Genomic DNA, 22,885 nt, shown 5'->3' with positions numbered 1-22,885 from the left:
GGGTACGAGGGCCCGGCGTTTCCGGCCCGCGCCGCCAACCTTGCGCGGGAGACCTAACCGGCGGTGGCGGCCCGCTCGTCGCGCAGAGCCTGGAAGACCCGCCGGCGGATGATGTCGCCCGCCCTCTCGGGGACGTCCAGGAACTTCATCGCCAGCAGCCACTGCTGGCCGCCCCGGTCGGCGGTCCAGACGAACTCGCCCTGCAGGTGCAGGAGATCGTCGTCGATCTCGATGCTCAGCTGCGTCGGAGTGCCGGGCTCCGGAGGCAGACCCCAGCCGTCCATCAGCGCGCGCATCCCGCCCTCGCTGAGGTCGACGGTCGTGCCCGTCATCTGCGAGCCCGCCCAGGGAACGATCACCGGGACGGCGACCCGCGCCCGCACCGCCTTGCGTCGCTGGCTGCGCTCGGCCTGCCCCTTGACCGCGATCTGCCACCGCGGCTCGGCGCCACCCTCGAGCGAGGTGAGCGTGCCCGGGAGAGTGCGCTCCTCGTGCCCGCCGACCCAGTACAGCTCTACTGTCTCCCCGGGCTGGAGACCGCAGGCGGACTGGTCGCCCTGCGGCCGCACGATGACCACGGAGGTCTCCGACAGCTCCACCGACGCGGTCACGGTGACGCCGCGCGTCACGAGCGTGACGTCGGCGAAGCCGCTCTCCTCGGGCCGGTCGAGGTGCTGGTCGATCTCGTCGTTCACGGCACGCGCCTCCGCGCTGGGGGATGGAACCGGGCGGCCGGCGCCCTTGCCGTCCACCGGAGGCTTCGGCAGATCGGCTCCATCACTGGAGTCGAAACAACGAGGTCGTCCTCATTCCGGGGGGAAGGAACGGCGGCGAACCCCTCCTCGAAGGGACCGCGATCGGCCAGACTCAGCGACGACGGCACGGCGAGACCGGAAGGCGTGGGATGGCGGACAACTACATCGCGCAGCTGCAGTTCGGCGCACCGAAGATCGACGAGGAGGCGTTCGTCGCCCCGACCGCGGTGGTGGTGGGCGCCGTGACGCTCGATGCTCGGGCCAGCGTCTGGTACGGCGTCGTGGTCCGCGCCGACGAGGAGGTGATCGTCATCGGCCCCGACACCAACGTCCAGGACGGCTGCATCCTGCACTCCGACCCCGGCTTCCCACTCCTGGTCGGCCGCGGCGTGACGGTCGGGCACCGCGTCGTGCTGCACGGAGCACGCGTCGACGACGACGTCCTCGTCGGCATGGGCAGCGTGGTGATGAACGGGGCACACATCGGCACCGGGTCGATCGTCGCCGCCGGCGCGGTCGTCACCCCGAACACGACGGTGCCACCCGGTTCGGTGGTCGCCGGTGTGCCGGCCAAGGTCGTGCGCCAGGCGACCGACGAGGACCTCGAGCACATCCGTCGCAACGCCGAGAGCTACACGAGGCGGCTGCCCGCGGCGCGCCGGGTGCGCCCGGTCATCCGCACCCCGCTGCCACCCGCCGGCACCTACTTCGACGACGGCGCGCCGTGAGCGGCCCCCGACCGCACGAGGACGACGTCGACCCCGACGACGGCCAGGCGCTGTCCCGGGCGACCGGCGGCGGTCCCAGCGACGAGCCGGACGCCGGGAGCACGACGGGCACCGGCGACTCGGGCACGTTCGTCGGGCGGGTCTCCGGGCAGGACGTCGGCTACGCGGAGGAGACCGGCGCCGAGCGACGGGCCGCTCAGGAGGACTGAGTCGGCCGGCTCGCGGAGCGCTTCTCCGGTGGCAGGGCCAGCGCGGTGAGCAGGCCGACGCCGAGGACGGCGGCGGTCGCCGCGAACGCCACCTGGTACGACGCGACGTCGGTCAGCCAGCCGGCGATCAGCGGGCCGGCGACGGCGCCGAGGTCGGCCGCCATCTGGAACACCGCCACGACCCGGCCGCCCCGGGCCGGGCTGATGTCCCCGACGAGCGCGGCCGGTGCGCTGCCCAGCAGGGACGCGGCCAGGCCGAACAGCGCCATGGAGACCAGGAAGGCACCGATCGCGGGCGGCAGCACGAGCAGGGCCAGGGAGCCGGTGGCGATCGACGACCCGAGGATCAGCGACGGGCGTCGTCCCCAGGTGTCGACGAGCCGGCCCGACCGCAGCAGACCGACGGCCTGGGCGAGGGAACCGACGAGCAGCCCGGCGCCGGCCCAGGCGACGGTGCGGCCGAGCTCCTCGGTCACGTAGAGCGGGACGAGCGAGTTGCGGACGCCGAAGAGCACCCACCCGACGCCGAGGTTGGCCACCAGGGCCGCGATGTACACCCGCGAGCGCAGGGCGGTGCGCAGCGCCACCGGGCCGGCGTCGAGGTCGGGACCCGTCTGCACCGGTGACCCACCCGGATCGACCGCCGTCGGCGCCGTCCGCAGCATCGCGACGGCGACCGCTCCGGCCACGACGAGGAAGCCGGCGTAGAGGAAGAACGGCAGTCGCGGCGACAGTTCCGCGAGCAGGCCACCGGCGGCCGGGCCGGCGATGCCGCCGAGGATGAAGCCGCCCTGCCAGGTCGCCGCGGCCCGTCCCCGGTGCGACGGCGGCGCGACGCGCAGGAGCAACGACAGCGCCGACACCGTGAACATCGCGCTGCCCACCCCGCCGGCCGCCCGCAGGGCGAGGAACAGCGGGAAGTTCCCCGCCAGCCCGGCCGCCCCGGTGGTGAGCGCGACGATCAGCAGTCCGGCGGTGAGCACGAGCCGCTCACCGAACCGCTCGACGAGCGTGCCGCCGCTGAAGGCCGAGACGAACCGGAAGAACGCGAAGGCGCTGACGGCCAGGCCGACGGCGGTCGTCCCCACGCCGAAGTCGCGGGCGAACAGCGGGATCGCCGGCGCGACGACACCGAAGCCCAGGGCGACCACGAACGCGATGACGGCGAGCACGCCCACCTCGCGCGGGAGCTCACCCCGCCCGAGGAACCGCACGGAGCGGAATCCTCGCACGCGCTCCGACCGGGCCTGCCGGACGGTGAGTGCGGCCCGTCCGGAGCCTTGCTCCGCGGCCGGACGCCATGGGACCGTACGACCGCCCCTGTTGGACGACGGAGGGCCGCGACGTGACCACACCGCATCTCGACCTCTACGACATGGCGTGGCTGGCCGGCGGCCGGCGTCGCGCGTCGCAGACCGCCGTGGCCGCCCTGGTCGGGAGCGGGCGCGTGAAGGTGACCGATCCGACCGCGGACCTGCAGGCCGTCGGCGGTGGCGCCACGCATCCGGTCGAGACGGCCGTGCTCGACGCCCTCGGCACCCGCGGGCATCGGGGCATCGAGACCGTCGTCTTCCTCGTGCGCGAGGACCCCCGGCTGGACGCGGTCGAGGAGCGGCTGGTTCGCGCCGGGCTCCTCCGGCGAGGACGGCTCGCCTCGGCGGTGCGCTCGCCCCTGACCCGGGCCGGCCGCCGAGCCCTGCGCGCGCTGCGAGAGCATGCCGACGCTCGGCCCGGCAGCGTCGCCACGGCTGAGGTCGCACTGCACGGGCTGGTCCGGGTTCCGGCCGGTCTGCCCGCGGCCCTCGCCGAGCGCCCGCCGTCACACTGGTCGTTCACCCGGCGCGAGCCCGTCGACTCCGACAGGGCGCGTATCCACGCCGGGAACTTCATCGGCCCGGTGTTCTAGGTTCAGTCCCCTGTCCGACGGCGGCGGATCACCGACCCGAGGAAGGTGAGCGGGTCGAACTTGCGGTCCACCACGCGCTCCTTGAGCGGGATGATCCCGTTGTCGGTGAGGTGGATGCCCTCGGGGCAGACCTCGCTGCAGCACTTGGTGATGTTGCAGTAGCCGAGGCCGAACTCGTCCTGCGCGACGTCCTTGCGGTCGACGGTGTCCAGCGGGTGCATGTCGAGCTCGGCCAGCCGGATGAGGAACCGGGGGCCGGCGAAGGCCGCCTTGTTCTCCTCGTGGTCACGGATGACGTGGCAGACGTTCTGGCAGAGGTAGCACTCGATGCACTTGCGGAACTCCTGCGAGCGCTCGACGTCGATCTGCTGCATGCGGTGGCTGCCGTCGGCCTCCCGCGGCCGCGGGGTGAACGCCGGGATCCGCGAGGCGACCTCGTAGTTGTACGAGACGTCGGTGACCAGGTCGCGGATGACGGGGAAGGTGCGCAAGGGCGTCACCGTGACCGTCTCGTCCTCGCCGAACGTGCCCATCCGCGTCATGCACATCAGCCGCGGCCGGCCGTTGATCTCGGCGCTGCACGAGCCGCACTTGCCGGCCTTGCAGTTCCAGCGGACGGCGAGGTCGCCGGCCTGGGTCGCCTGCAGCCGGTGGATGATGTCCAGCACGACCTCGCCCTCGTTCACCTCCACGGTGAAGTCCTGCAACTGGCCGCCCGAGGCGTCCCCGCGCCAGACCCGAAACCGGCCCTGGTAGCTCATGCGATCTCCTCGAAGATCTCGGCCAGTTCGCCCGGCATCTGGGGCAGCGGTTGTCGCGTCACCTGCACGCCGCCGCCGGCGGTGGGCGAGCAGACGAGGTTGATCCGCGCCCAGTCGGCATCCGTGGCCGGGAAGTCGTCCCGCGTGTGCCCGCCGCGGCTCTCCTGCCGCTCCAGCGCCGCCCGCGCGATGCACTCGCTGACGATCAGCATGTTCGGCAGGTCGAGCGCGAGGTGCCAGCCAGGGTTGTACTGCCGGTGGCCCTCGACGCTGAGGTTGGCGACCCGCACCTTGAGCGCCTCGATCCGCTCCAGCGCCTGCTCCATCTCGGCCGCCGTCCGGATGATCCCGACCAGGTCGTGCATCGTCTGCTGCAGGTCGTGCTGGACGGCGTACGGGTTCTCCCCTCCCTCGCGCTCGAAGGGCGAGAGCGCGGCGCGGGCGGCGTCGGCCAGGTCGTCGTCCGAGAGGGGCCCCGTGCTGCCCCGGCGACTCGACGCGTGCGCGGCGGCGGCGGCCCCCGCGCGCCGGCCGAAGACCAGCAGATCGGACAGCGAGTTGCCGCCGAGCCGGTTGGAGCCGTGCATGCCGCCGGCCACCTCGCCCGCCGCGAAGAGCCCGGGCACCCGCGCCGCCTCGGTGTCGGGGTCGACCTCCACCCCGCCCATGACGTAGTGGCAGGTGGGGCCGACCTCCATCGGTTCGGCGGTGATGTCGACCTCGGCCAGCTCCTTGAACTGGTGGTACATCGACGGCAGCCGCTTGCGGATGTACTCCGGCGTGCGGCGCGAGGCGATGTCCAGGTGGACGCCGCCGTGGGGCGTCCCGCGACCGGCCTTCACCTCGCTGTTGATCGCCCGGGCGACCTCGTCGCGCGGCAGCAGTTCCGGAGGACGGCGGTTGTTCTTCTTGTCCTCGTACCAGCGGTCGGCCTCGGCCTCGGTCTCCGCCGTCTCCTTGCGGAAGAAGTCGGGGATGTAGTCGAACATGAACCGGTTGCCGGCGGAGTTCTTCAGGATGCCGCCGTCACCGCGGACGCTCTCGGTGACCAGGATCCCGCGCACGGACGGCGGCCACACCATGCCGGTCGGGTGGAACTGGACGAACTCCATGTTGACCAGCGTCGCGCCGGCCTGCATCGCCAGGCTGTGCCCGTCGCCGGTGTACTCCCACGAGTTGGAGGTGACCTTGTACGACTTGCCGATGCCCCCCGTGGCCAGCACGACCGACGGCGCCTGCCAGGCGACGAACCGCCCGGACTCCCGCCAGTAGCCGAACGCCCCGGTGATCCCGTTGCTGTCGGTCAGCAGCCGGGTGACGGTGCACTCCATGTAGACGTCGATGCCGAGCGCGACGGTGCGCTGCTGCAGGGTCCGGATGAGCTCCAGACCCGTGCGGTCGCCGACGTGCGCGAGGCGGGCGTACCGGTGCCCGCCGAAGTCGCGCTGGCTGATCAGCCCGTCAGGTGTGCGGTCGAAGAGGGCGCCCCAGTCCTCCAGCTCACGCACGCGGTCGGGCGCCTCCTGGGCGTGCAGCTGGGCCATGCGCCAGTGGTTGAGCATCTTGCCGCCGCGCATGGTGTCGCGGAAGTGCACCCGCCAGTTGTCGTCCGGCCAGAGGTTGGCCATGGCGGCCGCGATGCCGCCCTCGGCCATCACCGTGTGCGCCTTGCCGAGCAGCGACTTGCACACCACAGCCGTGCGCGCCCCCGACTCGTGGGCTTCGATCGCGGCCCGCAGGCCCGCACCTCCCGCCCCGACGACCACGACGTCGTACTCGTGCCGTTCCAGTTCCATGGTCAGAAGAACCTCAGATCCGAGATCGTGCCGGTGGCCAGCAGGAACACGTAGAAGTCGGCGAACGCGACGGTGAACAGCGACGCCCAGGCGTACTGCATGTGGCGGGCGTTGAGCTTCGAGACGACCCCCCAAGCCTTGTAGCGCAGCGGGTGCTTGGAGAAGCTGTTCAGCCGTCCGCCGACGATGTGCCGGCAGGAGTGGCAGGAGACCGAGTAGAGGAACAGCAGGACGGCGTTGACCAGCAGGATGAGCGTGCCGAGGCCCATGTGCCCCCACTCGCCGGTCTCGTCGCGGAACGACGCGAACGCCTCGTAGAAGAGGATCACGTTGAAGACCAGCGCCGCGTAGAGGAAGTAGCGGTGCACGTTCTGCCCGATCAGCGGCAGGCGCGTCTCACCGGTGTAGCGGCCGTGCGGCTCGGCGACCGCGCACGCGGGCGGCGCCAGCCAGAACGACCGGTAGTAGGCCTTCCGGTAGTAGTAGCAGGTCAGCCGGATGCCCAGCGGCAGCACGAGGATGTAGAGGGCCGGGGAGATCCAGGCCGGGCCCTCGAAGAACTCGGGGAACGTCCCGCCCTCGCACCGGGTGGTGATGCAGGGCGAGTAGAACGGCGAGATGTAGGGCGCGGCGTAGTAGTGCGCGTTCTGGAACGCCCGGAACGTCGAGTAGGCGATGAACAGCAGCAGCGCGACGACGGTGATCAGCGGCTGCAGCCACCACCGGTCGGTGCGCAGGGTCCGCTGTGCGATCGCCGCGCGGCGCGGAGCCGGCCCGCCGTCGCCACGCCCCGGGGTGACCGCGCCGGTACGACGCGGGGCGGTCGCCGTCACCGATGACCTGCCGGTTCGTCCTGTTCCATCGCCATCCGTGCCTCCAGCTCCCTGGTGACGCCGCCCACACCGGTGGAGCGCAGCGAACCATGGACGCCGGGTGGGGCGAAAGTCCCTGGCCGGTCCCGATCCGTGTCGCGCCGGTGTGTCGCCCGCGCCGGGCGGGGGTCACCGCGGCCTCGGTCCCTGCCAGGATGGGCGCCCCGCCCGCAGAGCCTGGGAGCCCCGACGTGTCCATGCCGTACGAGCAGCAGCCGCCGGCCCCCATGGTGGTGCCGCGGTTCTTCGTCAAGCAGCGGATCACCCTGATGATCAACCGCTACGAGATCCGTGCGGCCAACCCGGACGGCAGCGAGGGTCCGCTCATGGCGCTGGCCGAGCAGAAGCGCATGAAGATCAAGGAGGAGGTCCGCTTCTTCTCCGACGAGTCCAAGAGCCGGGTGGTCTTCTCCTTCAAGGCCCGGCAGCGGCTCGACGTGCACGCCGAGCACGACGTGTTCGACGAGTACGGGCAGCAGCTGGGCTACTTCGGCAAGCAGTTCGGCGCCAGCCTGCTGCGCTCGACCTGGAACCTGGCCGCGCCGGGTCTGCAGGCCGTCGGCCGCGAACGGCGTCCGTTCATCGCCATCCTGCGCCGCATCTGGGAGCTCATCCCGTATCTCGGCGACGTCTGGGTGCCGTTCATCTTCCACTTCGACTTCGTCGACACCGCCTCCGGTCAGGTCGTCATGGTCAGCGAACGGGTCAAGGCCATCCGCGACCGCTACGACGTGCAGGTGCCCGACCCGCGCCTGGACTTCCGCGTCGCCGCCTCCATGGCCGTCGCGCTCGACGCCCTGCAGAGCCGCTGACCCGGCGCCGGGTCACTCCGGCGCGTTGTCGTGCTCGCCGCCGACCGTGAACGGTTCGGTGACCCCGGCGTAAGCCAGGTGCGCCACCAGCCCGTCGCGGGCGTGGTCGAGGTTGTGGCAGTGGTCCATCCAGATGCCGGGGTTGTCCGCGACGAAGGCGACCTCGTAGCTCTCCCCGTCGGCGACGTTGAGCGAGTCGACCCACCACGGACTGCCGGTGGCGGCACGCCGTCCCGCGACAGGACGACGGCATGGTGGCCGTGCAGGTGCATGGGGTGCACGTCCCCGCTGTCGTTGGTGATCGTCATCCGGACGACGTCCCCCTCCGCGACGTGGAACATCGGGACGTCGGGGAAGAGACGGCCGTTCACGGTCCACCAGAACCCGGGGCGGCCGTCGAGGAAGCCGATCCGCCGGCCGATCTCGTACCTGAAGTCGCGGTCGGCCCGGTCGGGATCGAAGCCCAGCTCGACCGCGGTCCCGTAGTCCAGCAGGTCGAGCACGTCGGGCGGCTCCGGTTCCTCCGGGACGTCGGTGCCGCGTGGCCCGAGGACCAGTGCCGCACCGCCGCGGATGCTGACGCGGGCCGGCTCCTCCAGGAGCAGGTCGAGCCGCCCACCGGCGGTGACGAGCACGCCCTCGCTGCGTACCGCGGTCGGCTCGTGGACGTCGGTCCCGTCGACGGCGACCACGCGGAAGGCGGCGCCGCTGACCCAGGCGCGCAGCGGTCCGTTGTCGGTGTTGACCAGCCGCACGCGCACCGGCCGGCCGGGCTCCGTCTCGACCGTGGTGATGCCGGTCCGGCCGTTGACGGTCCGGTGTCCCTGGTAGGTGTGCACCGCCGCCACGACGTCCTGCTCGTCCCGCCCTCCCGCCGGCAGGACGACCAGCGTGCCGAAGAGCCCGCCGCGCACCTGCCTGTGCGAGACCTGGTGCGAGTGGTACCAGTACGTGCCGGCGTCCTCGGCCACGAACCGGTAGACGTGGCTCTCGCCGGGCGCGACCGCGTCCTGCGTGACCCCGGCGACGCCGTCCTCGGCGTTGGGCACGTCCACCCCGTGCCAGTGCAGCGTCACGCCGTCCGGCACGTCGGCGTTGATCAGGGTCACCTGCACCAGGTCGCCCTGGTGCACCTCCAGCGCGGGGCCGGGGGAGGACCCGTTCAGCGTGTAGCCCTCGATCCGGTCACCGCCGGCCAGTTCGAACGTCCCGCGCGCCGCCGTCAGCTCGACGGCGACGTCCGGGTCCCCCGACTGCGGACCGGTCAGCGCCGCGACGCTCTGTCCGCCGCTGTGCCCCGTGCCGTGGTCGTGCCCGGCCGCGGACCCACCACCGAGGTCGGTGTGGCCCATCTCCATGACCGAGTAGGTCGACGGGACGAGGCTCGACCACCAGGACCACCCGAGCACCCCCGCGACCGCGAGGACGACGGCGAGCGGGACGACCAGCCGCCACCGCAGGCGGCGGGGTCGCTCAGACAGGGCGGGTCGACTGCGGGGCAGCCGAGCCGGTGCTCTGCGCCGGCACGTCCACCGGTCCGGTCATCTGCCGGCGCGCAGCGGCGGGTGAGGTGCGCGTCAGGGCCGCTGCCCGCCCGGCCACACCGATGATGGCGAGCGCGTTGATGCCGTGCAGGGTGCCCACGACCGGCGCGCTGAACGCGGCGAACGCGAGCGCCACCTGGAGCACGATCAGGCCGAAGACGATGCCTGCCCACATGCGCGCGCCCGGGACCTGCTTCGCCGCGAAGAACGAGACGATCAGCAGGATCAGGCCCAGCGCAGGCATGACGAGCATGCCGTTGATGGCGTGGATCATGTGTCCGGCGTTGCCCTCGTAGTTCTCGTCGATGACGGCGCCCTTGTCGACCTCGCTGATGGCGTCGAACCAGCCGAAGGCGATCGCCGCCGCCTGCACCAGCACACCGAGGGCGACGAGCCCGGCGAGGACGCGGTAGGTCTGCTTCACGGTCGTGTTCCCTTCGAGGAATCTCGTAGGGGCGGTCTCCCCCGTGGTGTCGGAGGTTGTACACCCGCGCCGGGATACACCGACAGGTGTTCGTGCACGACCGTGCGGTCAGCCGGGAGGGGCGTCCTCGCGGATCTCGGAGAAGGGTGTCGCCGGGTCGCTGAACGTCCCGAAGGTGCCGAGTCCGACCACCGCGGCCCAGGCGGCGAGCGCCACCACCGACTGCGCGATCTTCCGTCCGAGGGAGCGGTGCACGGGCCGGATCCTGGCCCACGGAGGTCACCGACGGTGACCGGGCGGGCGGGTGTTCACCCGGCGGTGGGCGGCGTTCACCCGGCCGTGGAGGCGAACGTCGCAGTGCGTCACGGGAAGGAGCTCGAGGAGTCGGGCGTTGCAGCAGGCAACCGATCCGAGAGGCACCTGCTCATGCGCATTCCGCTGTCCATCCTCGATCTGGCGCCGATCGCCCGCGGCGAGACGGCGGGCAGCAGCATCGCCGCCAGCGTCGCGCTCGCCCAGCGCGCGGAGGAGCACGGCTACGCGCGGGTCTGGTACGCCGAGCACCACAACATGCCGTCGATCGCCTCGTCGGCGACCAGCGTGCTGATCGCGCACGTCGGGGCGCAGACCAGGACGATCCGGCTCGGGGCCGGCGGCGTCATGCTGCCCAACCACGCGCCGCTGACCATCGCGGAGCAGTTCGGCACCCTCGAGGCGATGTACCCGGGGCGGATCGACCTCGGGCTCGGCCGCGCGCCCGGCTCGGACCAGAACACGATGTACGCGCTGCGCCGCGACCCGAACTCGGCCGACCGCTTCCCGCAGGACGTGCTGGAGCTGCAGGGCTACCTCACCGGCGCGACGCGCGTGCCGGGCGTCGACGCCGTACCTGGCAAGGGCTCGGACGTCCCGCTGTACATCCTGGGGTCGTCGATGTTCGGGGCGACGCTGGCCGCCGCCCTCGGCCTGCCGTTCGCGTTCGCCTCGCACTTCGCGCCACGGCTGCTGGCCAACGCCGTGGCCGCGTACCGCCAGGAGTTCCAGCCGTCGGAGCAGCTCGACCGCCCGTACGTGATCGCCGGCGTGAACGTCATCGCGGCCGACACCCCGGCTGCCGCCCAGGCGAACCTCGAGGCGGTCCGGCGCAACCTGGCCGTCGGCCTGTTCGGTCGTGGGCAGTCCTACTCCGACGAGCTGGCCGACCAGCTGCTGGCGCAGGGCGCCGGCCACCACGTCGGGCAGATGCTCACGCACACCGCCGTCGGCACCCGCGACCAGATCGGCCCGTACCTCGACGAGTTCCGGAGGTTCGCCGACGCCGACGAGCTGATCGTGGCGCACCAGTCGGCTACGACCGAGGGCCGGCTGCGGTCGGTCACGCTGCTGGCCGAGGCGATGGACGCCGTCCCCGCCGCCTGACCGGCGCCCCGCGGCGGTCGTGCCGCTACGGTCCGGGCGTGTCCAGCGTTCCCATCCTGCCGACGGCCGAGCTGCACGTGCACATCGAGGGCACCCTCGAGCCCGAGCTGGCGCTCCGCCTGGCCGTCCGCAACCGCACGCCGCTGCGCTCGACCGAGCTCGACGACCTGCGCCGCGCCTACTCGTTCCGGGACCTGCAGTCCTTCCTGGACCTCTACTACGAGCTCATGGCGGTCCTCCAGCGGCCCGAGGACTTCGTCGATCTCGCCGACGCCTACCTGGCCCGGGCGGCCGCGCAGGGCGTCCGGCACGCCGAGGTGTTCGTCGATCCGCAGGCGCACCTCGCCCGCGGCGTGCCGCTCGAGGTGGTGATGGAGGGACTGGGCGAGGCGTTCGCCCGGGCCGAGGAGCGGCACGGCATGTCCGCCCGGCTGATCGCCTGCTTCCTCCGGGACCGCGACCCGGACGAGGCCGAGGCGCTGCTCCCGCGGCTGCTCCCGTACCGCGGGCTGGTCATCGGCGTCGGCCTCGACAGCGCCGAGGTCGGCTTTCCGCCGGAGCGCTTCGAGCGGGTGTTCGCCCGGGCCGCCGACGAGGGGCTGCACCGGGTGGCCCACGCGGGGGAGGAGGGGCCGCCGGCGTACGTCCGTTCGGCCCTCGACCGGCTGGGCGTGGAGCGGGTCGACCACGGCAACCGCAGCCTGGAGGACCGGGACCTGGTCGCTCGGCTGCGCGAGGAGCAGCTGCCGCTGACCGTCTGCCCCCTGTCCAACGTGGCGCTGCGCACCGTCGCCCGGCTCGAGGACCACCCCCTGCCGGCCATGCTCGCCCACGGGCTGCTGGCCACCGTCAACTCCGACGATCCGGCCTACTTCGGCGGCTATCTGCACGACAACGTGACCGCGGTGACCCGGGCGCTCGGCCTGACCGCCGAGCAGCGGCGCCGGCTGGCGGAGAACAGCTTCCGGGCCAGCTTCCTGCCGGAGGAGGTCAAGTCCCGCCACCTCGATGCGGTCGCGGCCGCGTGACGGGGTTTGCCCCCCGGGGAGGGCCGGGTAGGGGTCGTGCGTGACGTACTCGATCGTGGCTCGTGACGCCGACACCGGTGAGATGGGCGTCGCGACCCAGTCCCAGGCCTTCGCCGTGGGCAACAGCGTGCCCTTCGCGCTGCCCGGGCACGGCGTCATCGCCACCCAGTCGATGGCCGAGCCCATGTACGGCGCGGTCGGCCTGGAACTGCTCCAGGGCGGGTTCACCGCCCAGGAGGTGCTCACCGCACTGAGCAGCGTCGACCCCCAGCCCGAGCGCCGCCAGGTCGCCGTCCTCGGCGTGAACGGGGACCTGGCCGCCTACACCGGCGCACAGTGCGTCGAGGCCGCCGGCCACCTCGTCGGCGACGGCTGCGTGGCCCTGGCCAACATGGTCGCCTCGCCGCAGGTCTGGATCGCGATGGTCGAGCGGTTCGAGAACTCCTCCGGCCCGCTCGCCCAGCGCCTCCTCAACGCCCTGCAGGCCGCCGAGGAGGCCGGCGGCGACTTCCGGGGCAGGCGGTCGGCGGCGATCATGGTGATCCGGCCGTCGACCACCGGTCGCCCCTGGCACGACATGGCCGTCGACCTGCGGGTCGACGACTCACCCGATCCCATCGCGGCGCTCACCGATCTCCTGATCACGAAGGCCCGCTACCAGGACGTCGTCCGGGCGTTCCAGCAGGCCATCGACGGCGACGCGCTGACCGCCGACCGGGAGCTGGAGCTGCTGCGGCCGATGGACCCCGTCACCGAGCCCGACCAGCTGCTGTGGCGGGCGGTCGTGGCCGCCCTGGCCGGCCGCGAGGACGACGCGCGCAAGATGCTCGCCGACCTCTCGTCGTGCGCGCCGCAGTTCGTCGAGGCGGCACGGCGCTTCGGGCGAGCCGGCCTTCTGCCCGCGGACGTCGTCGAGCGGATCCTCCCCGCCTCCTGACCGTCACCCGGGTAGCGGGCTCGGGAGGGTCTGGACGGATCGGCCGGCGAGCCAGGGGAGCAGCTCTTCGATGGGCATCGCGCGGGCCAGGTGCCAGCCCTGCACGAAGTCGCACCCGAGCGAGGCCAGCAGCTCCCACGTCGCGGCGTCCTCGACGCCCTCGGCGACCACCTCGAGCCCGAGGTGCCGGCCGAGGTCGACGATCGCCCGCACGATGGCCGAGCTCTCCACGGCCGAGCCGAGCGTCGTCACGAAGCTGCGGTCGATCTTGACCTCCTGCACCGGCAGGCGCTGCAGGTAGGACAGCGACGAGTGGCCCGTGCCGAAGTCGTCCACCGACAGCCGCACCCCCAGCCCCCGGAGGCCGTCCAGGACGGCGCCGCACGAGTGGGATCGACCATCACCGAGCTCTCGGTCACCTCGAGCGTCAGCCGGTCGGCCGGCACCTCGTGGGTCTCCAGCAGCATGCCCACCAGCCGCACGAGGTCGTGCTCCCGCAGGCTGTGGGTCGACAGGTTCACCGCGACGCCGAGGTCGTGCCCCGCGTCCCGCCAACGGGAGCAGGCCTCCAGGGTCGTGTCCAGTACGCGCGTGGTCAGCGGACCGATGAGCCCACTGCGCTCGGCGACGGGGATGAACTCGTCCGGGCTGACCCGGCCCAGTGTCGGATGCTCCCACCGGACGAGGGCCTCGACACCGGTGATCCGGCCATCCGCGAGCGCGGCCTGCGGCTGCACGTGGACCTCGATCAGTCCCTCGTGGACGGCCGACCGGAGCTCCGACACCAGCGTCAGTCGTCGGGGGCTGTCACAGTCCAGCCCCGGTTCGTACAGCCGCACCCGGTCGGTCGATGACTTGGCCTCGTGCATGGCGGTGTCGGCCCGCTTGAGCAGCGCCGTGGCGTCGGTCCCGTGGCCCGGGGCGAGGGCGATCCCGACGGAGCCGCCGATCTCCACCGGCATGCCGGCGAGGGGCACCTGCCGCTCCAGCGCCCGCAACGCCCGGCGGGCCAGGTGCACCACGCGGTCCTCGTCCCCGGCGGCGGGTACGAGGACGGCGAACTCGTCGGCGCCGAGCCGGGCCACCGTTCCGCTGTCCCCGATGACTCCCTCGAGCCGGAGACCGACCTCGCGCAGCAGGTTGTCGCCCTGCTGGTGCCCCAGCGTCTCGTTGACCTGCTTGAACTCGTCGAGGTCGAGCACCATGACCGCGACGGGCGCCACCGATCCGTCGGCGGCCGGGACCAGGGAGGCCGTGAGGCGTCGCTGCAGGTCCGCGCGGTTGGGCAGGCCGGTGAGCGAGTCGTGCAAGGCCTCGTGCCGGAGCTGTCCGATCAGCTCGCCGTTGCGTAGCGCGACCGCCGCATGGCTCGCCACCGTCTCCAGCAGCAGGGCGTCGGCCTCCTCGAAGGTGCGGACGTCGCCGAGCCGGTCGGCGACGACGAGGGCGCCCACGATGCCCGAGGAGCCGGTCAGCGGGACGGCGACGGCGTCGCGCATGCCGTAGATCTCCAGCCAGCGGCGGGCCTCGGGCGCGCGCGTGGACCGCGGCATCAGGACCGGCCGCCCCCCGCCGACGACCTGGTCGAGCAGCCAGGCGTCCTCCGGTCCGGCCGGTTCCTCGGACCGCGACAGCCGACCGGCTGCGTCCATGCGGACCCGGGCGACGAGTTCCCCGCCGGGGCCGGTGAACGCCGCGGTCGCGCGTTCCGACCGGAGCAGCTCCTTGGCCTCCTCGAGCACGTTGCGCATGACCTCGTCGAGCTCGGAGGCGCTGCCGACCGCCTGGCTGAACCGGTACAGGCGCTCGAGATCCGTGTGGCGCTCGGTCAGCGACGCGTAGCTGCGGAAGGCCAGCAGCAGCAGGACGCCGAAGGTCACGAGCAGCCACGCGCTCACGGGAGCCGCGTGCACGCTGACGACGCAGACGAGTCCGAGGGTCACCGCCACGGTGGGCACCTGCAGGGAGCCGGCTCCCGAGAGCAGGGACCGGAAGTTCACTCCACCGTCGCGCACGGCGATGATGCTCGAGATCGCCAGGGCGGCCATGAGGTCGGCGGCCAGCGCAGCCGCGTAGGCCGCCAGCCACGCGACCGGTCCCACCCCGGGTTCCAGCGGAGCGAGCGCCAGGAAGACGCTGACGCTCACGGCCGTCTCGGACGCGATGAGCGAGAGGTTGAGGGCGACCTTGAGCGGCGGTGAGCGGCGGAAGCCGATCATGGCCACCGCGGAACCGAGCAGGCGGCCCGCGAACAGCGCGACCGGTGAGACGAGGAAGAGGCCGAGGACCAGCGGGATCTCGCTCAGCGAGACCGTCTGCGTCTCCCGCCGCGCCTGCACGTTGAGGACGAACACGTCGGTCGCCGCGAAGGCGAGCGTCGTCGCGAGCACCATGGCCCACACCGGCAGGTCCAACCCCGGCAGGTAGGGCTCCCGGTCGGCGTGCGCAGGGCCCAGCAGGGCGGCGACGGCGAGCAGGGCGGCGATCAGGCCGCCGATGAAGGTGGCCTGGCCGCGGCGTGACAGCGGCAGGGCGCCGCGCCGTTCCTGTCCTCCGCCTTGCTTGCGCACAGTTCCACCGCCTCCCGCATGGTCACGACCACACGTTCATCGGTCCGGATCACTCCTGACTGAAGTGCAGGGCGCCAGTCGAGACAGAGCGCGGGGTCAGTCGCCGACCCGGTGCTCGGCGACCAGGCGGCGGGGGGCCTTGCTCGCCCACGCCTCCTCCGCCAGCTCGCGCAGCGCCTGCTCGTCCAGCCGGTCGAGCCGGCAGAGGACCGCGGGGTAGCCGTCGAAGTGCGATGTCGTGAAGTAGACCGCCGGCTCCTCGGCGATCAGGGCCGCCTTCGCGCCCTCGTCGGGCACCGCCGCGCCGATCACCGGCCCGGTCGGCGCGGTCCGGCCGAGTTCGGCGAGGTCCTTCTTGCGGAGCGGGCGCTCCCAGACGAAGGTCTTGTCGCGGACCTTCCAGGCGCGCGACCCCCACGAGGTGGCCTCGGTCGTCGCCGGCAAGGCCAGGCAGATCCGTGCCACGTCGTCCCAGGTCGCCATCGCGCCACCCTCCCGTCCCGGAGCGTGGCAGCCGCGGTGGACGTCGTCCAGGGCGAGCCCTGGTCACGGGCGTTGCTCCCCCGGACGGGGAGCGCGTGGAGAACTCACTGCAGAGGCGGCACCGGCGTGCCGATACGGGGGCTGCGCAACCAGCGGTCCGACGCCGCGACGGCGGGCGTCCACGGACGCGCCGCCGACCGACGGCTGCGTACCGTCCGTCTCCTCGGGGTGCTCTTCGGGGGCACCTGGGCGCTGGCACTGCTCGCGGGCGGGCTCTCTACGACGACGAGCGCGACGGTGAGGGACGGCACCGGGTCGAGGTGGTCGAGCAGCTGCGCGCCGGCATCGCCGAGGGACAGCTCGTGCTGCACTACCAGCCCAAGCTGGCGCTGGCGACCGGCGAGGTGGACGGCGTCGAGGCGCTGGTGCGCTGGCAGCACCCGACGCGCGGCCTCCTGTTCCCCGACGCGTTCATCGACCTGGCCGAGTCGGCGGGGCTCATGAGCCGGCTGACCTCGGCGGTCGTCGACATGGCGTTGGCTCAGTGCCGGCGGTGGGCCGACGACGGCGGCCTGCTCACCGTGTCGGTGAACGTCAGCCCCTCGAACCTGGTCGACGAGGAGTTCCCCGACGAGGTCGCGACGGTGCTGCGGCGCCACGACCTGCCGCCGACGGCGCTGGTCCTCGAGGTGACCGAGAGCATCCTCATGGAAGACCGCGAGCGGGCGGTGCGTGTCCTGTCCCGGCTGCGCGACGCCGGGGTCGGCGTCTCGATCGACGACTACGGCACGGGCTACTCCAACCTGGCGTACCTGGCCGCGCTGCCGGTGACCGAGCTCAAGCTGGACCGGGTGTTCATCGGGGCGATGACCGGGAGTTCGCGGGCAGCGTCGATCGTGACCTCCACCCTGCAGCTCGCGCACGCGCTCGACCTGACCCTGGTCGCCGAGGGCGCCGAGGACCAGGAGACCGTCGACGCGCTGGCCGGCCTGGGCTGCGACCTCGTCCAGGGCTACCACCTGAGCCGGCCGTTGCCGGCGGACCAGCTCTGGGCCTGGTTGGCCCAGCGGGCGGCGCGGACGCCGATCAGCTAGCGGGGAGCGGGAACACCAGCAGCGAGCTGGACGCCGTGGCCACCTGGCGACCGTTCGCGTCCAGGACCTCCCCCTCGGCGAACGCCACCCTCCGCCCGGGCTTGACCACCCGACCGATCGCGGTCAGCGGGCCGCTGCTCGCGTGCACCGCGCGCAGGTAGTTCACCTTGAGCTCGATCGAGGTGTAGCCGACTCCCGATGGCAGCGTGGTGTGCACCGCGCAGCCGGCGACCGTGTCGAGCATCGTGCACACGAGGCCGCCGTGGACGACGCCGATGGGGTTGTAGACCGACTCGTCCAGGGTGCAGGTGAACTCCACCCGCCCCTCCTCGAGTGCCGTGATGCCCATCTGCATCAGCATCGCGATGGGGGAGGGGGCAGGACGCCGTCCCGGATGGCCTCCATCGTCTCGAGCCCGGACCGCTCGAGCGCACCGGCCGCGGTGACCATGGGGTCGTGCCAGGTCACGGTGCGGGAGCGCGGCTCCCCCCAGGCCGCGGGGGTGGAGTCGGTCGTCAGCTCAGCCGTCATAACCCTAGGTTCACACATCGAACCCAGGTTGTCAGCTTTCTGTACAGAAAGCTCGCCCCGCTGCACGTCAGCTCTTGGGGCGCGCTCCGGCCCGGAGCGCGCCGAGCAGGTCGTGGTTGAGCCGGGAGATGGTCTCCATCGAGATGCCCTTGGGGCAGGCCGCCGAGCACTCGCCGATGTTGGTGCAGCCACCGAAGCCCTCGCGGTCCTGCTGGGCCACCATGTTGACCACCCGGTCGTTGCGCTCGGGCTGCCCCTGGGGGAGCAGGCCGAGATGGGTGACCTTCGCGGCGGTGAACAGCATCGAGGAGCCGTTCGGGCACGCGGCCACGCAGGCGCCGCAGCCGATGCAGGTGGCCGCGTCGAAGGCGGCGTCGGCGTCCTTCTTCGGCACCGGCATCGAGTGCGCCTCGGGCGCGGTGCCGGTCGGCACGGAGATGTAGCCGCCGGCCTGGATGATCCGGTCGAACGCGCGACGGTCGACCGCCAGGTCCTTGATCACCGGGAACGGGCTGGCCCGCCACGGCTCGATGTCGATCTTGTCGCCGTCCTTGAACGAGCGCATGTGCAGCTGGCACGTCGTCGTCTGCTGCGGCCCGTGCGCCTCACCGTTGATCATGAGGCCGCACATGCCGCAGATGCCCTCGCGGCAGTCGTGGTCGAAGGCGACCGGGTCGTCGCCCTGCATGATCAGCTGCTCGTTGAGCACGTCGAGCATCTCGAGGAACGACATGTCCGGCGAGATGTCGGTGACCTTGTAGGTCACCATCTTGCCCTTGACCGACGGGTCCTTCTGCCGCCAGACGCGCAGCGTGAGGTTCATGCCCCGCTTCTCCGACGACCCGCCCGGGGTCGAGTGGGGGCCATCCTGGGTGATCGTCACTTGTAGCTCCGCTGTGCGAGGTGGACGTACTCGTACTCGAGGGCTTCCCGATGCAGCACCGGCGGCTGCCCCTCGGGCGTCCACTCCCAGGCCGCCACGTAGGCGAAGTTCTCGTCGTCGCGCAGCGCCTCGCCGTCCGGCGTCTGGCTCTCCGCGCGGAAGTGGCCACCGCAGCTCTCGTTGCGGTGCAGGGCGTCGACGCACATCAGCTCGGCGAGCTCGATGAAGTCCGCGACCCGGCCGGCCATCTCCAGGGTCTGGTTGAACGAGTGCCAGTCGCCCGACACCTTGACGTTGGTCCAGAACTCCTGGCGGATCTCCGGGATCCGGTCCAGCGCCTTGCGCAGACTCTCCTCGGAGCGCTCCATGCCGCAGAGGTCCCACATCAGCTTGCCGAGCTCCCGGTGGAAGGACGCCGGGGTGCGGGTGCCGTTGATGTTGAGCAGCTTCTGCACCTGGGCCTGGACGCCCTGCAGCGCCTCGATCGCGGCCGGGTGGGTGTCGTCGACCTTCTCGAACGGCCCGTCGGCCAGGTACTCGGTGATGGTGGCGGGGAGCACGAAGTAGCCGTCGGCGAGGCCCTGCATCAGCGCGCTCGCGCCGAGCCGGTTGGCGCCGTGGTCGGAGAAGTTGGCCTCGCCGATGACGAACATGCCGGGGATCGACGACTGGAGGTCGTAGTCGACCCACAGCCCGCCCATCGTGTAGTGCACGGCCGGGTAGATCCGCATCGGGACCGAGTAGGGGTCCTCGCCCGTGATCTGGGCGTACATGTCGAAGAGGTTGCCGTACTTGGCCTCGACGGCGGGCCGGCCCAGGCGCGCGATCGCGTCGGCGAAGTCCAGGTAGACGCCCAGTCCGCCGGGGCCGACGCCGCGGCCCTCGTCGCAGACGTTCTTGGCCGCCCGCGAGGCGATGTCGCGGGGGACCAGGTTGCCGAAGGAGGGGTAGATCCGCTCGAGGTAGTAGTCGCGCTCGTCCTCGGGGATCTCCCGCGGGTCGCGGGTGTCGCCGCGCTCCTTGGGCACCCACACGCGGCCGTCGTTGCGCAGCGACTCGCTCATCAGCGTGAGCTTGGACTGGTAGTCGCCCTTGACCGGGATGCAGGTGGGGTGGATCTGGGTGTAGCAGGGGTTGGCGAAGTACGCGCCCTTCTTGTGCGCCCGCCAGATCGCCGTGGCGTTGGAGCCCATGGCGTTGGTCGACAGGTAGAACACGTTGCCGTACCCGCCGGTGGCCAGGACGACGGCGTCGGCGAAGTGCGTGCTGACCTCGCCGGTCACCAGGTCGCGGGCGACGATGCCGCGGGCGCGGCCGTCGACGACGATCAGGTCGAGCATCTCGGTGCGTGCGTGCTGCTCGACGCTGCCCGCCGCGATCTGCCGCTCCAGCGCCTGGTAGGCCCCGTAGAGCAGTTGCTGGCCCGTCTGGCCGCGGGCGTAGAAGGTGCGGGAGACCTGCGTGCCACCGAAGGAGCGGTTGTCGAGCAGGCCGCCGTACTCGCGGGCGAAGGGCACGCCCTGCGCCACGCACTGGTCGATGATGTTGACGCTGACCTCGGCGAGGCGGTGCACGTTGTTCTCGCGCGAGCGGAAGTCGCCGCCCTTGATCGTGTCGTAGAACAGCCGGTAGACGCTGTCGCCGTCGTTGCGGTAGTTCTTCGCGGCGTTGATGCCGCCCTGCGCGGCGACGCTGTGCGCCCGCCGGGGGCTGTCCTGGTACCAGAAGGACTTGACCTTGTAGCCGGCCTCGCCGAGGGTCGCCGCGGCCGAGCCGCCGGCCAGGCCGGTGCCCACCACGATGATCGTCATCTTGCGGCGGTTCGCCGGGTTCACCAGGCGACCCCGGAAACGGCGCTGGCTCCAGCGTTCGCCGATCGGCACGTCGGCGGGAGCCTTGGTGTCGACGAGGGGCTCGCCGACGGTGAAGAGGTCCAGAGGCATTGCAGGGGAGCTCCTTAGTCGACGAGCCCGAAGAGGACGGAGAACGGCACGAGCAGGAACCCGAGCGTCAGGACCGTGGCGATCGCGGTGGCGGCGTAGTTGACGGTCCGCTCCCGCCGCCGGTTGCTCTGCCCCAGCGTCTGGGTGGCGCTCCAGATGCCGTGCCGCAGGTGCATGCCGACGAGGATCACGGCGATCGCGTAGAAGGCGGTGGACACCGGGTTGGAGAAGCTGGCGACCAGGCGGTCGTAGGGAGAGGCGTCGCCCTGGCTGTTGACCGTGCCCCAGGTCAGGTCGAGGAGGTGCCAGATGACGAAGGCGGCGATGATCACGCCGCCCCAGCGCATCGTGCGGGAGGCGTAGCTCTGGGCCACGGCCTTCTTGGTCACGTAGCCCTGCGGACGGGCCCGCTTCGCCTGCCGCCACAGCGAGACGGCGGCCCAGATGTGGGCGGCCACGGCGACCAGCAGGACGATCCGGATGATCCACAGCGCGGTCGCGCCCGGCAGGGCCGGGTTGCCGATCGTGCGGAGCCACTCGGAGTAGTGGTTGAACTCGTCGCGGCCCGAGAAGGCCTTGAGGTTCCCGATCATGTGGGCGATCAGGTACAGCACCAGGATCAGGCCACTGACCGCCATGATGATCTTCTTGAAGACCGAGCTGGTCTTCGCCTGCTTGGGAGTCCTGCGCTGGACCTGGTCCGTCACCGTCACCACAGGTCAAAGCTAGATCCAAGCAGGCGTTGCGGCGAGGTAAACGCGAGGTGACTCGGATCATGTAAGGCTGCCCTCACTTCCGTCCGGCACTAGGGTCGGACGGTCGCGGCAGCTCCGCCGGATCCGCAGGGAGGACGACGTGCCAGGACCGACGAGAGGCTTCCTCGGACGGCGTCGCGAGGCCAACCCACGGCTGCCTCCCGGCCAGTACGACGTCGGCTCGGGCTGGCCGGTGCTCACCGCCGAGCCCACCCCCCGCATCGTCCCCGAGACGTGGAGCCTCACGGTCGACGGCAAGGTCGAGTCGCCCACCACCTGGACGTGGGACGAGGCGCACCGGCTGCCGTTCTCGGAGTACCTCGGCGACATCCACTGCGTGACGACCTGGTCGAAGTTCGACACCCGCTTCGGCGGGGTCAGCGTCGACACCCTGCTGGAGGCGGCGCGGCCGACCCCTGACGCGCACTTCGTGATGGCGACGTCGAAGACGGGCTACACGACCAACCTCCCGCTCGAGGACGTCACCGGCGGCAAGGCCTGGATCGTCTGGGAGTTCGACGGCAAGCCCCTGCCGATCGAGCACGGCGGTCCGGTGCGGCTGCTGGTCCCGCACCTGTACTTCTGGAAGAGCGCGAAGTGGATCTCGCGGCTGTCCCTCATGACGCGTGACCAGCCCGGGTTCTGGGAGCAGAACGGCTACCACGACCGGGGCGACCCGTGGCGGCAGCAGCGGTACCAGGGTGACTGAGGTACTGGGCGCCGGTGTCCCCGATGCGCCCACCGGGGGCTGGCGGACGGCGTCGGTCGCCGGTGTGCGGCGGCCGCTGCAGCGCATGGTGGAGCTGCGCCTCGACGTCCACGACCGGGTCGATCACCTGCCCGGCCAGCACTACGTCGTGCGGCTGACCGCCGAGGACGGCTACACCGCCCAGCGCTCCTACTCCGTCGCGTCGGCCCCGGGCGATCCGCTGGTCGAGCTGTGCGTCGAGCGGCTGGCCGACGGCGAGGTGTCGACGTACCTGGCCGACGTCGTCGAGCCGGGCGACGAGCTCGAGGTGCGGGGCCCGATCGGCGGGTGGTTCGTGTGGGACGGCGAGACGCCCGCGCTGCTCCTCGCCGGGGGGTACGGCGTCGTCCCGTTCGTGGCGATGCTGCGCCACGCGCGGGCGATCGGCCGGCCGGACCTGCTGCGCATCGCCGTCTCCAGCCGGACCATGGCCGAGCTGCCCTACGCCGGCGAGCTCCGCGAGGCCGGTGCGTTGATCGTGCTGACGCGGGAGGCGAACGGCATCCGCCCGGCCGGTCGGCTGACCGCAGGCGAGCTCATCCCGTTGTGGGAGCCGGGTCAGAAGGCCTTCGTCTGCGGCGGCACCTCCTTCGCCGAGTCGGCCAGCCGGATCCTGGTCGACCTCGGGTTCCCGGCCAACGGCATCCGGGTCGAGCGGTTCGGTCCCAGCGGCGTCCCCGCCTGAAC

General features: G+C 72.0%; 23 protein-coding genes and 2 pseudogenes. 10 read left to right on the top strand and 15 right to left on the bottom strand.

What is annotated here, in order from left to right:
- Positions 1 to 53: 53 nt before the first annotated feature.
- Positions 54 to 695: a PilZ domain-containing protein gene (locus MVA48_RS11330; RefSeq protein ID WP_246988866.1), complete on the bottom strand. Its 642-nt coding sequence runs from the start codon at positions 693 to 695 to the stop codon at positions 54 to 56.
- A 209-nt stretch (positions 696 to 904) separates the two neighbouring features.
- Here MVA48_RS11330 and MVA48_RS11325 point away from each other — a divergent pair, with 209 nt between their 5' ends.
- Together MVA48_RS11325 and MVA48_RS11320 are read left to right on the top strand one after the other, a co-directional pair.
- Positions 905 to 1,483, top strand: coding sequence for a gamma carbonic anhydrase family protein (locus tag MVA48_RS11325; protein WP_246988864.1), 579 nt, complete (start codon positions 905 to 907; stop codon positions 1,481 to 1,483).
- A complete protein-coding gene (locus MVA48_RS11320; RefSeq protein WP_246988862.1) occupies positions 1,480 to 1,692 on the top strand; it encodes a hypothetical protein in 213 nt (70 codons plus the stop codon). Before MVA48_RS11325 ends, MVA48_RS11320 begins: the two co-directional genes overlap by 4 nt.
- Here the strand turns inward: MVA48_RS11320 and MVA48_RS11315 are convergent.
- Positions 1,680 to 2,906, bottom strand: coding sequence for an MFS transporter (locus MVA48_RS11315; RefSeq protein WP_246988860.1), 1,227 nt, complete (start codon positions 2,904 to 2,906; stop codon positions 1,680 to 1,682). The two genes, MVA48_RS11320 and MVA48_RS11315, sit on opposite strands and share 13 nt — an antisense overlap.
- A 131-nt stretch (positions 2,907 to 3,037) precedes the next feature.
- Between MVA48_RS11315 and MVA48_RS11310 the strand changes: the two genes are divergently transcribed.
- On the top strand, positions 3,038 to 3,598 hold the full coding sequence (locus MVA48_RS11310) for a TIGR04222 domain-containing membrane protein (protein WP_246988858.1): 561 nt from the start codon (positions 3,038 to 3,040) through the stop codon (positions 3,596 to 3,598).
- A 2-nt stretch (positions 3,599 to 3,600) separates the two neighbouring features.
- Here the strand turns inward: MVA48_RS11310 and MVA48_RS11305 are convergent, their stop codons facing one another.
- From MVA48_RS11305 to MVA48_RS11295, 3 genes are read right to left on the bottom strand one after another with little or no spacing between them, the layout of a single operon-like run.
- Complete coding sequence (locus MVA48_RS11305; protein ID WP_246988856.1) at positions 3,601 to 4,359, bottom strand: succinate dehydrogenase/fumarate reductase iron-sulfur subunit; 759 nt, start codon at positions 4,357 to 4,359, stop codon at positions 3,601 to 3,603.
- Positions 4,356 to 6,155, bottom strand: a complete 1,800-nt coding sequence (locus MVA48_RS11300; RefSeq protein WP_246988854.1) for a fumarate reductase/succinate dehydrogenase flavoprotein subunit — start codon at positions 6,153 to 6,155, stop codon at positions 4,356 to 4,358. The genes MVA48_RS11305 and MVA48_RS11300 overlap by 4 nt, the downstream gene beginning before the upstream one ends.
- A gap of 2 nt (positions 6,156 to 6,157) precedes the next feature.
- Positions 6,158 to 6,988: a hypothetical protein gene (locus tag MVA48_RS11295; protein ID WP_246988852.1), complete on the bottom strand. Its 831-nt coding sequence runs from the start codon at positions 6,986 to 6,988 to the stop codon at positions 6,158 to 6,160.
- Positions 6,989 to 7,224: 236 nt separating this feature from the next.
- Here MVA48_RS11295 and MVA48_RS11290 point away from each other — a divergent pair, with 236 nt between their 5' ends.
- The gene (locus tag MVA48_RS11290; RefSeq protein WP_246989176.1) at positions 7,225 to 7,839 is read left to right on the top strand and encodes a hypothetical protein; all 615 of its coding nucleotides are present in this window, start codon (positions 7,225 to 7,227) and stop codon (positions 7,837 to 7,839) included.
- Positions 7,840 to 7,851: 12 nt separating this feature from the next.
- Here the strand turns inward: MVA48_RS11290 and MVA48_RS11285 are convergent.
- The 3 genes and pseudogenes from MVA48_RS11285 to MVA48_RS11275 form a co-directional block, all read right to left on the bottom strand.
- Positions 7,852 to 9,191 (bottom strand): annotated as a pseudogene (locus MVA48_RS11285) (multicopper oxidase family protein).
- 121 nt (positions 9,192 to 9,312) lie between these two features.
- The gene (locus MVA48_RS11280; RefSeq protein ID WP_246988848.1) at positions 9,313 to 9,807 is read right to left on the bottom strand and encodes a hypothetical protein; all 495 of its coding nucleotides are present in this window, start codon (positions 9,805 to 9,807) and stop codon (positions 9,313 to 9,315) included.
- A 108-nt stretch (positions 9,808 to 9,915) separates the two neighbouring features.
- On the bottom strand, positions 9,916 to 10,062 hold the full coding sequence (locus MVA48_RS11275; RefSeq protein ID WP_246988846.1) for a hypothetical protein: 147 nt from the start codon (positions 10,060 to 10,062) through the stop codon (positions 9,916 to 9,918).
- A 171-nt stretch (positions 10,063 to 10,233) separates the two neighbouring features.
- Here MVA48_RS11275 and MVA48_RS11270 point away from each other — a divergent pair, with 171 nt between their 5' ends.
- From MVA48_RS11270 to MVA48_RS11260, 3 genes are read left to right on the top strand one after another with little or no spacing between them, the layout of a single operon-like run.
- Positions 10,234 to 11,226: an LLM class flavin-dependent oxidoreductase gene (locus MVA48_RS11270; protein ID WP_246988844.1), complete on the top strand. Its 993-nt coding sequence runs from the start codon at positions 10,234 to 10,236 to the stop codon at positions 11,224 to 11,226.
- A gap of 38 nt (positions 11,227 to 11,264) precedes the next feature.
- The gene (locus MVA48_RS11265; RefSeq protein ID WP_246988842.1) at positions 11,265 to 12,254 is read left to right on the top strand and encodes an adenosine deaminase; all 990 of its coding nucleotides are present in this window, start codon (positions 11,265 to 11,267) and stop codon (positions 12,252 to 12,254) included.
- Positions 12,255 to 12,294: 40 nt separating this feature from the next.
- Entirely contained in the window at positions 12,295 to 13,191 is an 897-nt protein-coding gene (locus MVA48_RS11260) for a DUF1028 domain-containing protein (RefSeq protein WP_246988840.1), read from the top strand.
- Between the two features lie 3 nt (positions 13,192 to 13,194).
- Here the strand turns inward: MVA48_RS11260 and MVA48_RS11255 are convergent.
- Both MVA48_RS11255 and MVA48_RS11250 read right to left on the bottom strand, forming a co-directional pair.
- A pseudogene (locus MVA48_RS11255) lies at positions 13,195 to 15,239 on the bottom strand (putative bifunctional diguanylate cyclase/phosphodiesterase).
- Positions 15,240 to 15,857: 618 nt separating this feature from the next.
- On the bottom strand, positions 15,858 to 16,244 hold the full coding sequence (locus tag MVA48_RS11250; protein ID WP_246988838.1) for an MmcQ/YjbR family DNA-binding protein: 387 nt from the start codon (positions 16,242 to 16,244) through the stop codon (positions 15,858 to 15,860).
- Between the two features lie 320 nt (positions 16,245 to 16,564).
- Here MVA48_RS11250 and MVA48_RS11245 point away from each other — a divergent pair, with 320 nt between their 5' ends.
- On the top strand, positions 16,565 to 17,338 hold the full coding sequence (locus tag MVA48_RS11245) for a putative bifunctional diguanylate cyclase/phosphodiesterase (protein WP_246988836.1): 774 nt from the start codon (positions 16,565 to 16,567) through the stop codon (positions 17,336 to 17,338).
- On the opposite strand, the gene MVA48_RS11240 is transcribed toward MVA48_RS11245, so the two are convergent.
- From MVA48_RS11240 to MVA48_RS11220, 5 genes are all read right to left on the bottom strand, one after another.
- On the bottom strand, positions 17,331 to 17,687 hold the full coding sequence (locus MVA48_RS11240) for a PaaI family thioesterase (protein ID WP_246988834.1): 357 nt from the start codon (positions 17,685 to 17,687) through the stop codon (positions 17,331 to 17,333). The genes MVA48_RS11245 and MVA48_RS11240 overlap by 8 nt on opposite strands.
- A 5-nt stretch (positions 17,688 to 17,692) precedes the next feature.
- Positions 17,693 to 17,869, bottom strand: a complete 177-nt coding sequence (locus tag MVA48_RS11235) for a hypothetical protein (protein WP_246988832.1) — start codon at positions 17,867 to 17,869, stop codon at positions 17,693 to 17,695.
- A gap of 67 nt (positions 17,870 to 17,936) precedes the next feature.
- On the bottom strand, positions 17,937 to 18,752 hold the full coding sequence (locus MVA48_RS11230; protein WP_246988830.1) for a succinate dehydrogenase/fumarate reductase iron-sulfur subunit: 816 nt from the start codon (positions 18,750 to 18,752) through the stop codon (positions 17,937 to 17,939).
- Entirely contained in the window at positions 18,749 to 20,695 is a 1,947-nt protein-coding gene (locus MVA48_RS11225) for a fumarate reductase/succinate dehydrogenase flavoprotein subunit (RefSeq protein ID WP_246988828.1), read from the bottom strand. Before MVA48_RS11225 ends, MVA48_RS11230 begins: the two co-directional genes overlap by 4 nt.
- Positions 20,696 to 20,709: 14 nt before the next feature.
- The gene (locus MVA48_RS11220) at positions 20,710 to 21,411 is read right to left on the bottom strand and encodes a succinate dehydrogenase cytochrome b subunit (protein ID WP_246988826.1); all 702 of its coding nucleotides are present in this window, start codon (positions 21,409 to 21,411) and stop codon (positions 20,710 to 20,712) included.
- Between the two features lie 139 nt (positions 21,412 to 21,550).
- Here MVA48_RS11220 and MVA48_RS11215 point away from each other — a divergent pair, with 139 nt between their 5' ends.
- Complete coding sequence (locus tag MVA48_RS11215; RefSeq protein WP_246988824.1) at positions 21,551 to 22,159, top strand: sulfite oxidase-like oxidoreductase; 609 nt, start codon at positions 21,551 to 21,553, stop codon at positions 22,157 to 22,159.
- Positions 22,152 to 22,883, top strand: a complete 732-nt coding sequence (locus tag MVA48_RS11210; protein WP_246988822.1) for an FAD-binding oxidoreductase — start codon at positions 22,152 to 22,154, stop codon at positions 22,881 to 22,883. The genes MVA48_RS11215 and MVA48_RS11210 overlap by 8 nt, the downstream gene beginning before the upstream one ends.
- Positions 22,884 to 22,885 lie beyond the last annotated feature (2 nt).

It is taken from the genome of Blastococcus sp. PRF04-17 (assembly GCF_023016265.1).
In the GTDB taxonomy this organism is placed as follows: Bacteria; Actinomycetota; Actinomycetes; order Mycobacteriales; family Geodermatophilaceae; genus Blastococcus_B.
This window is presented reverse-complemented; position numbering and strand designations above follow the sequence as displayed.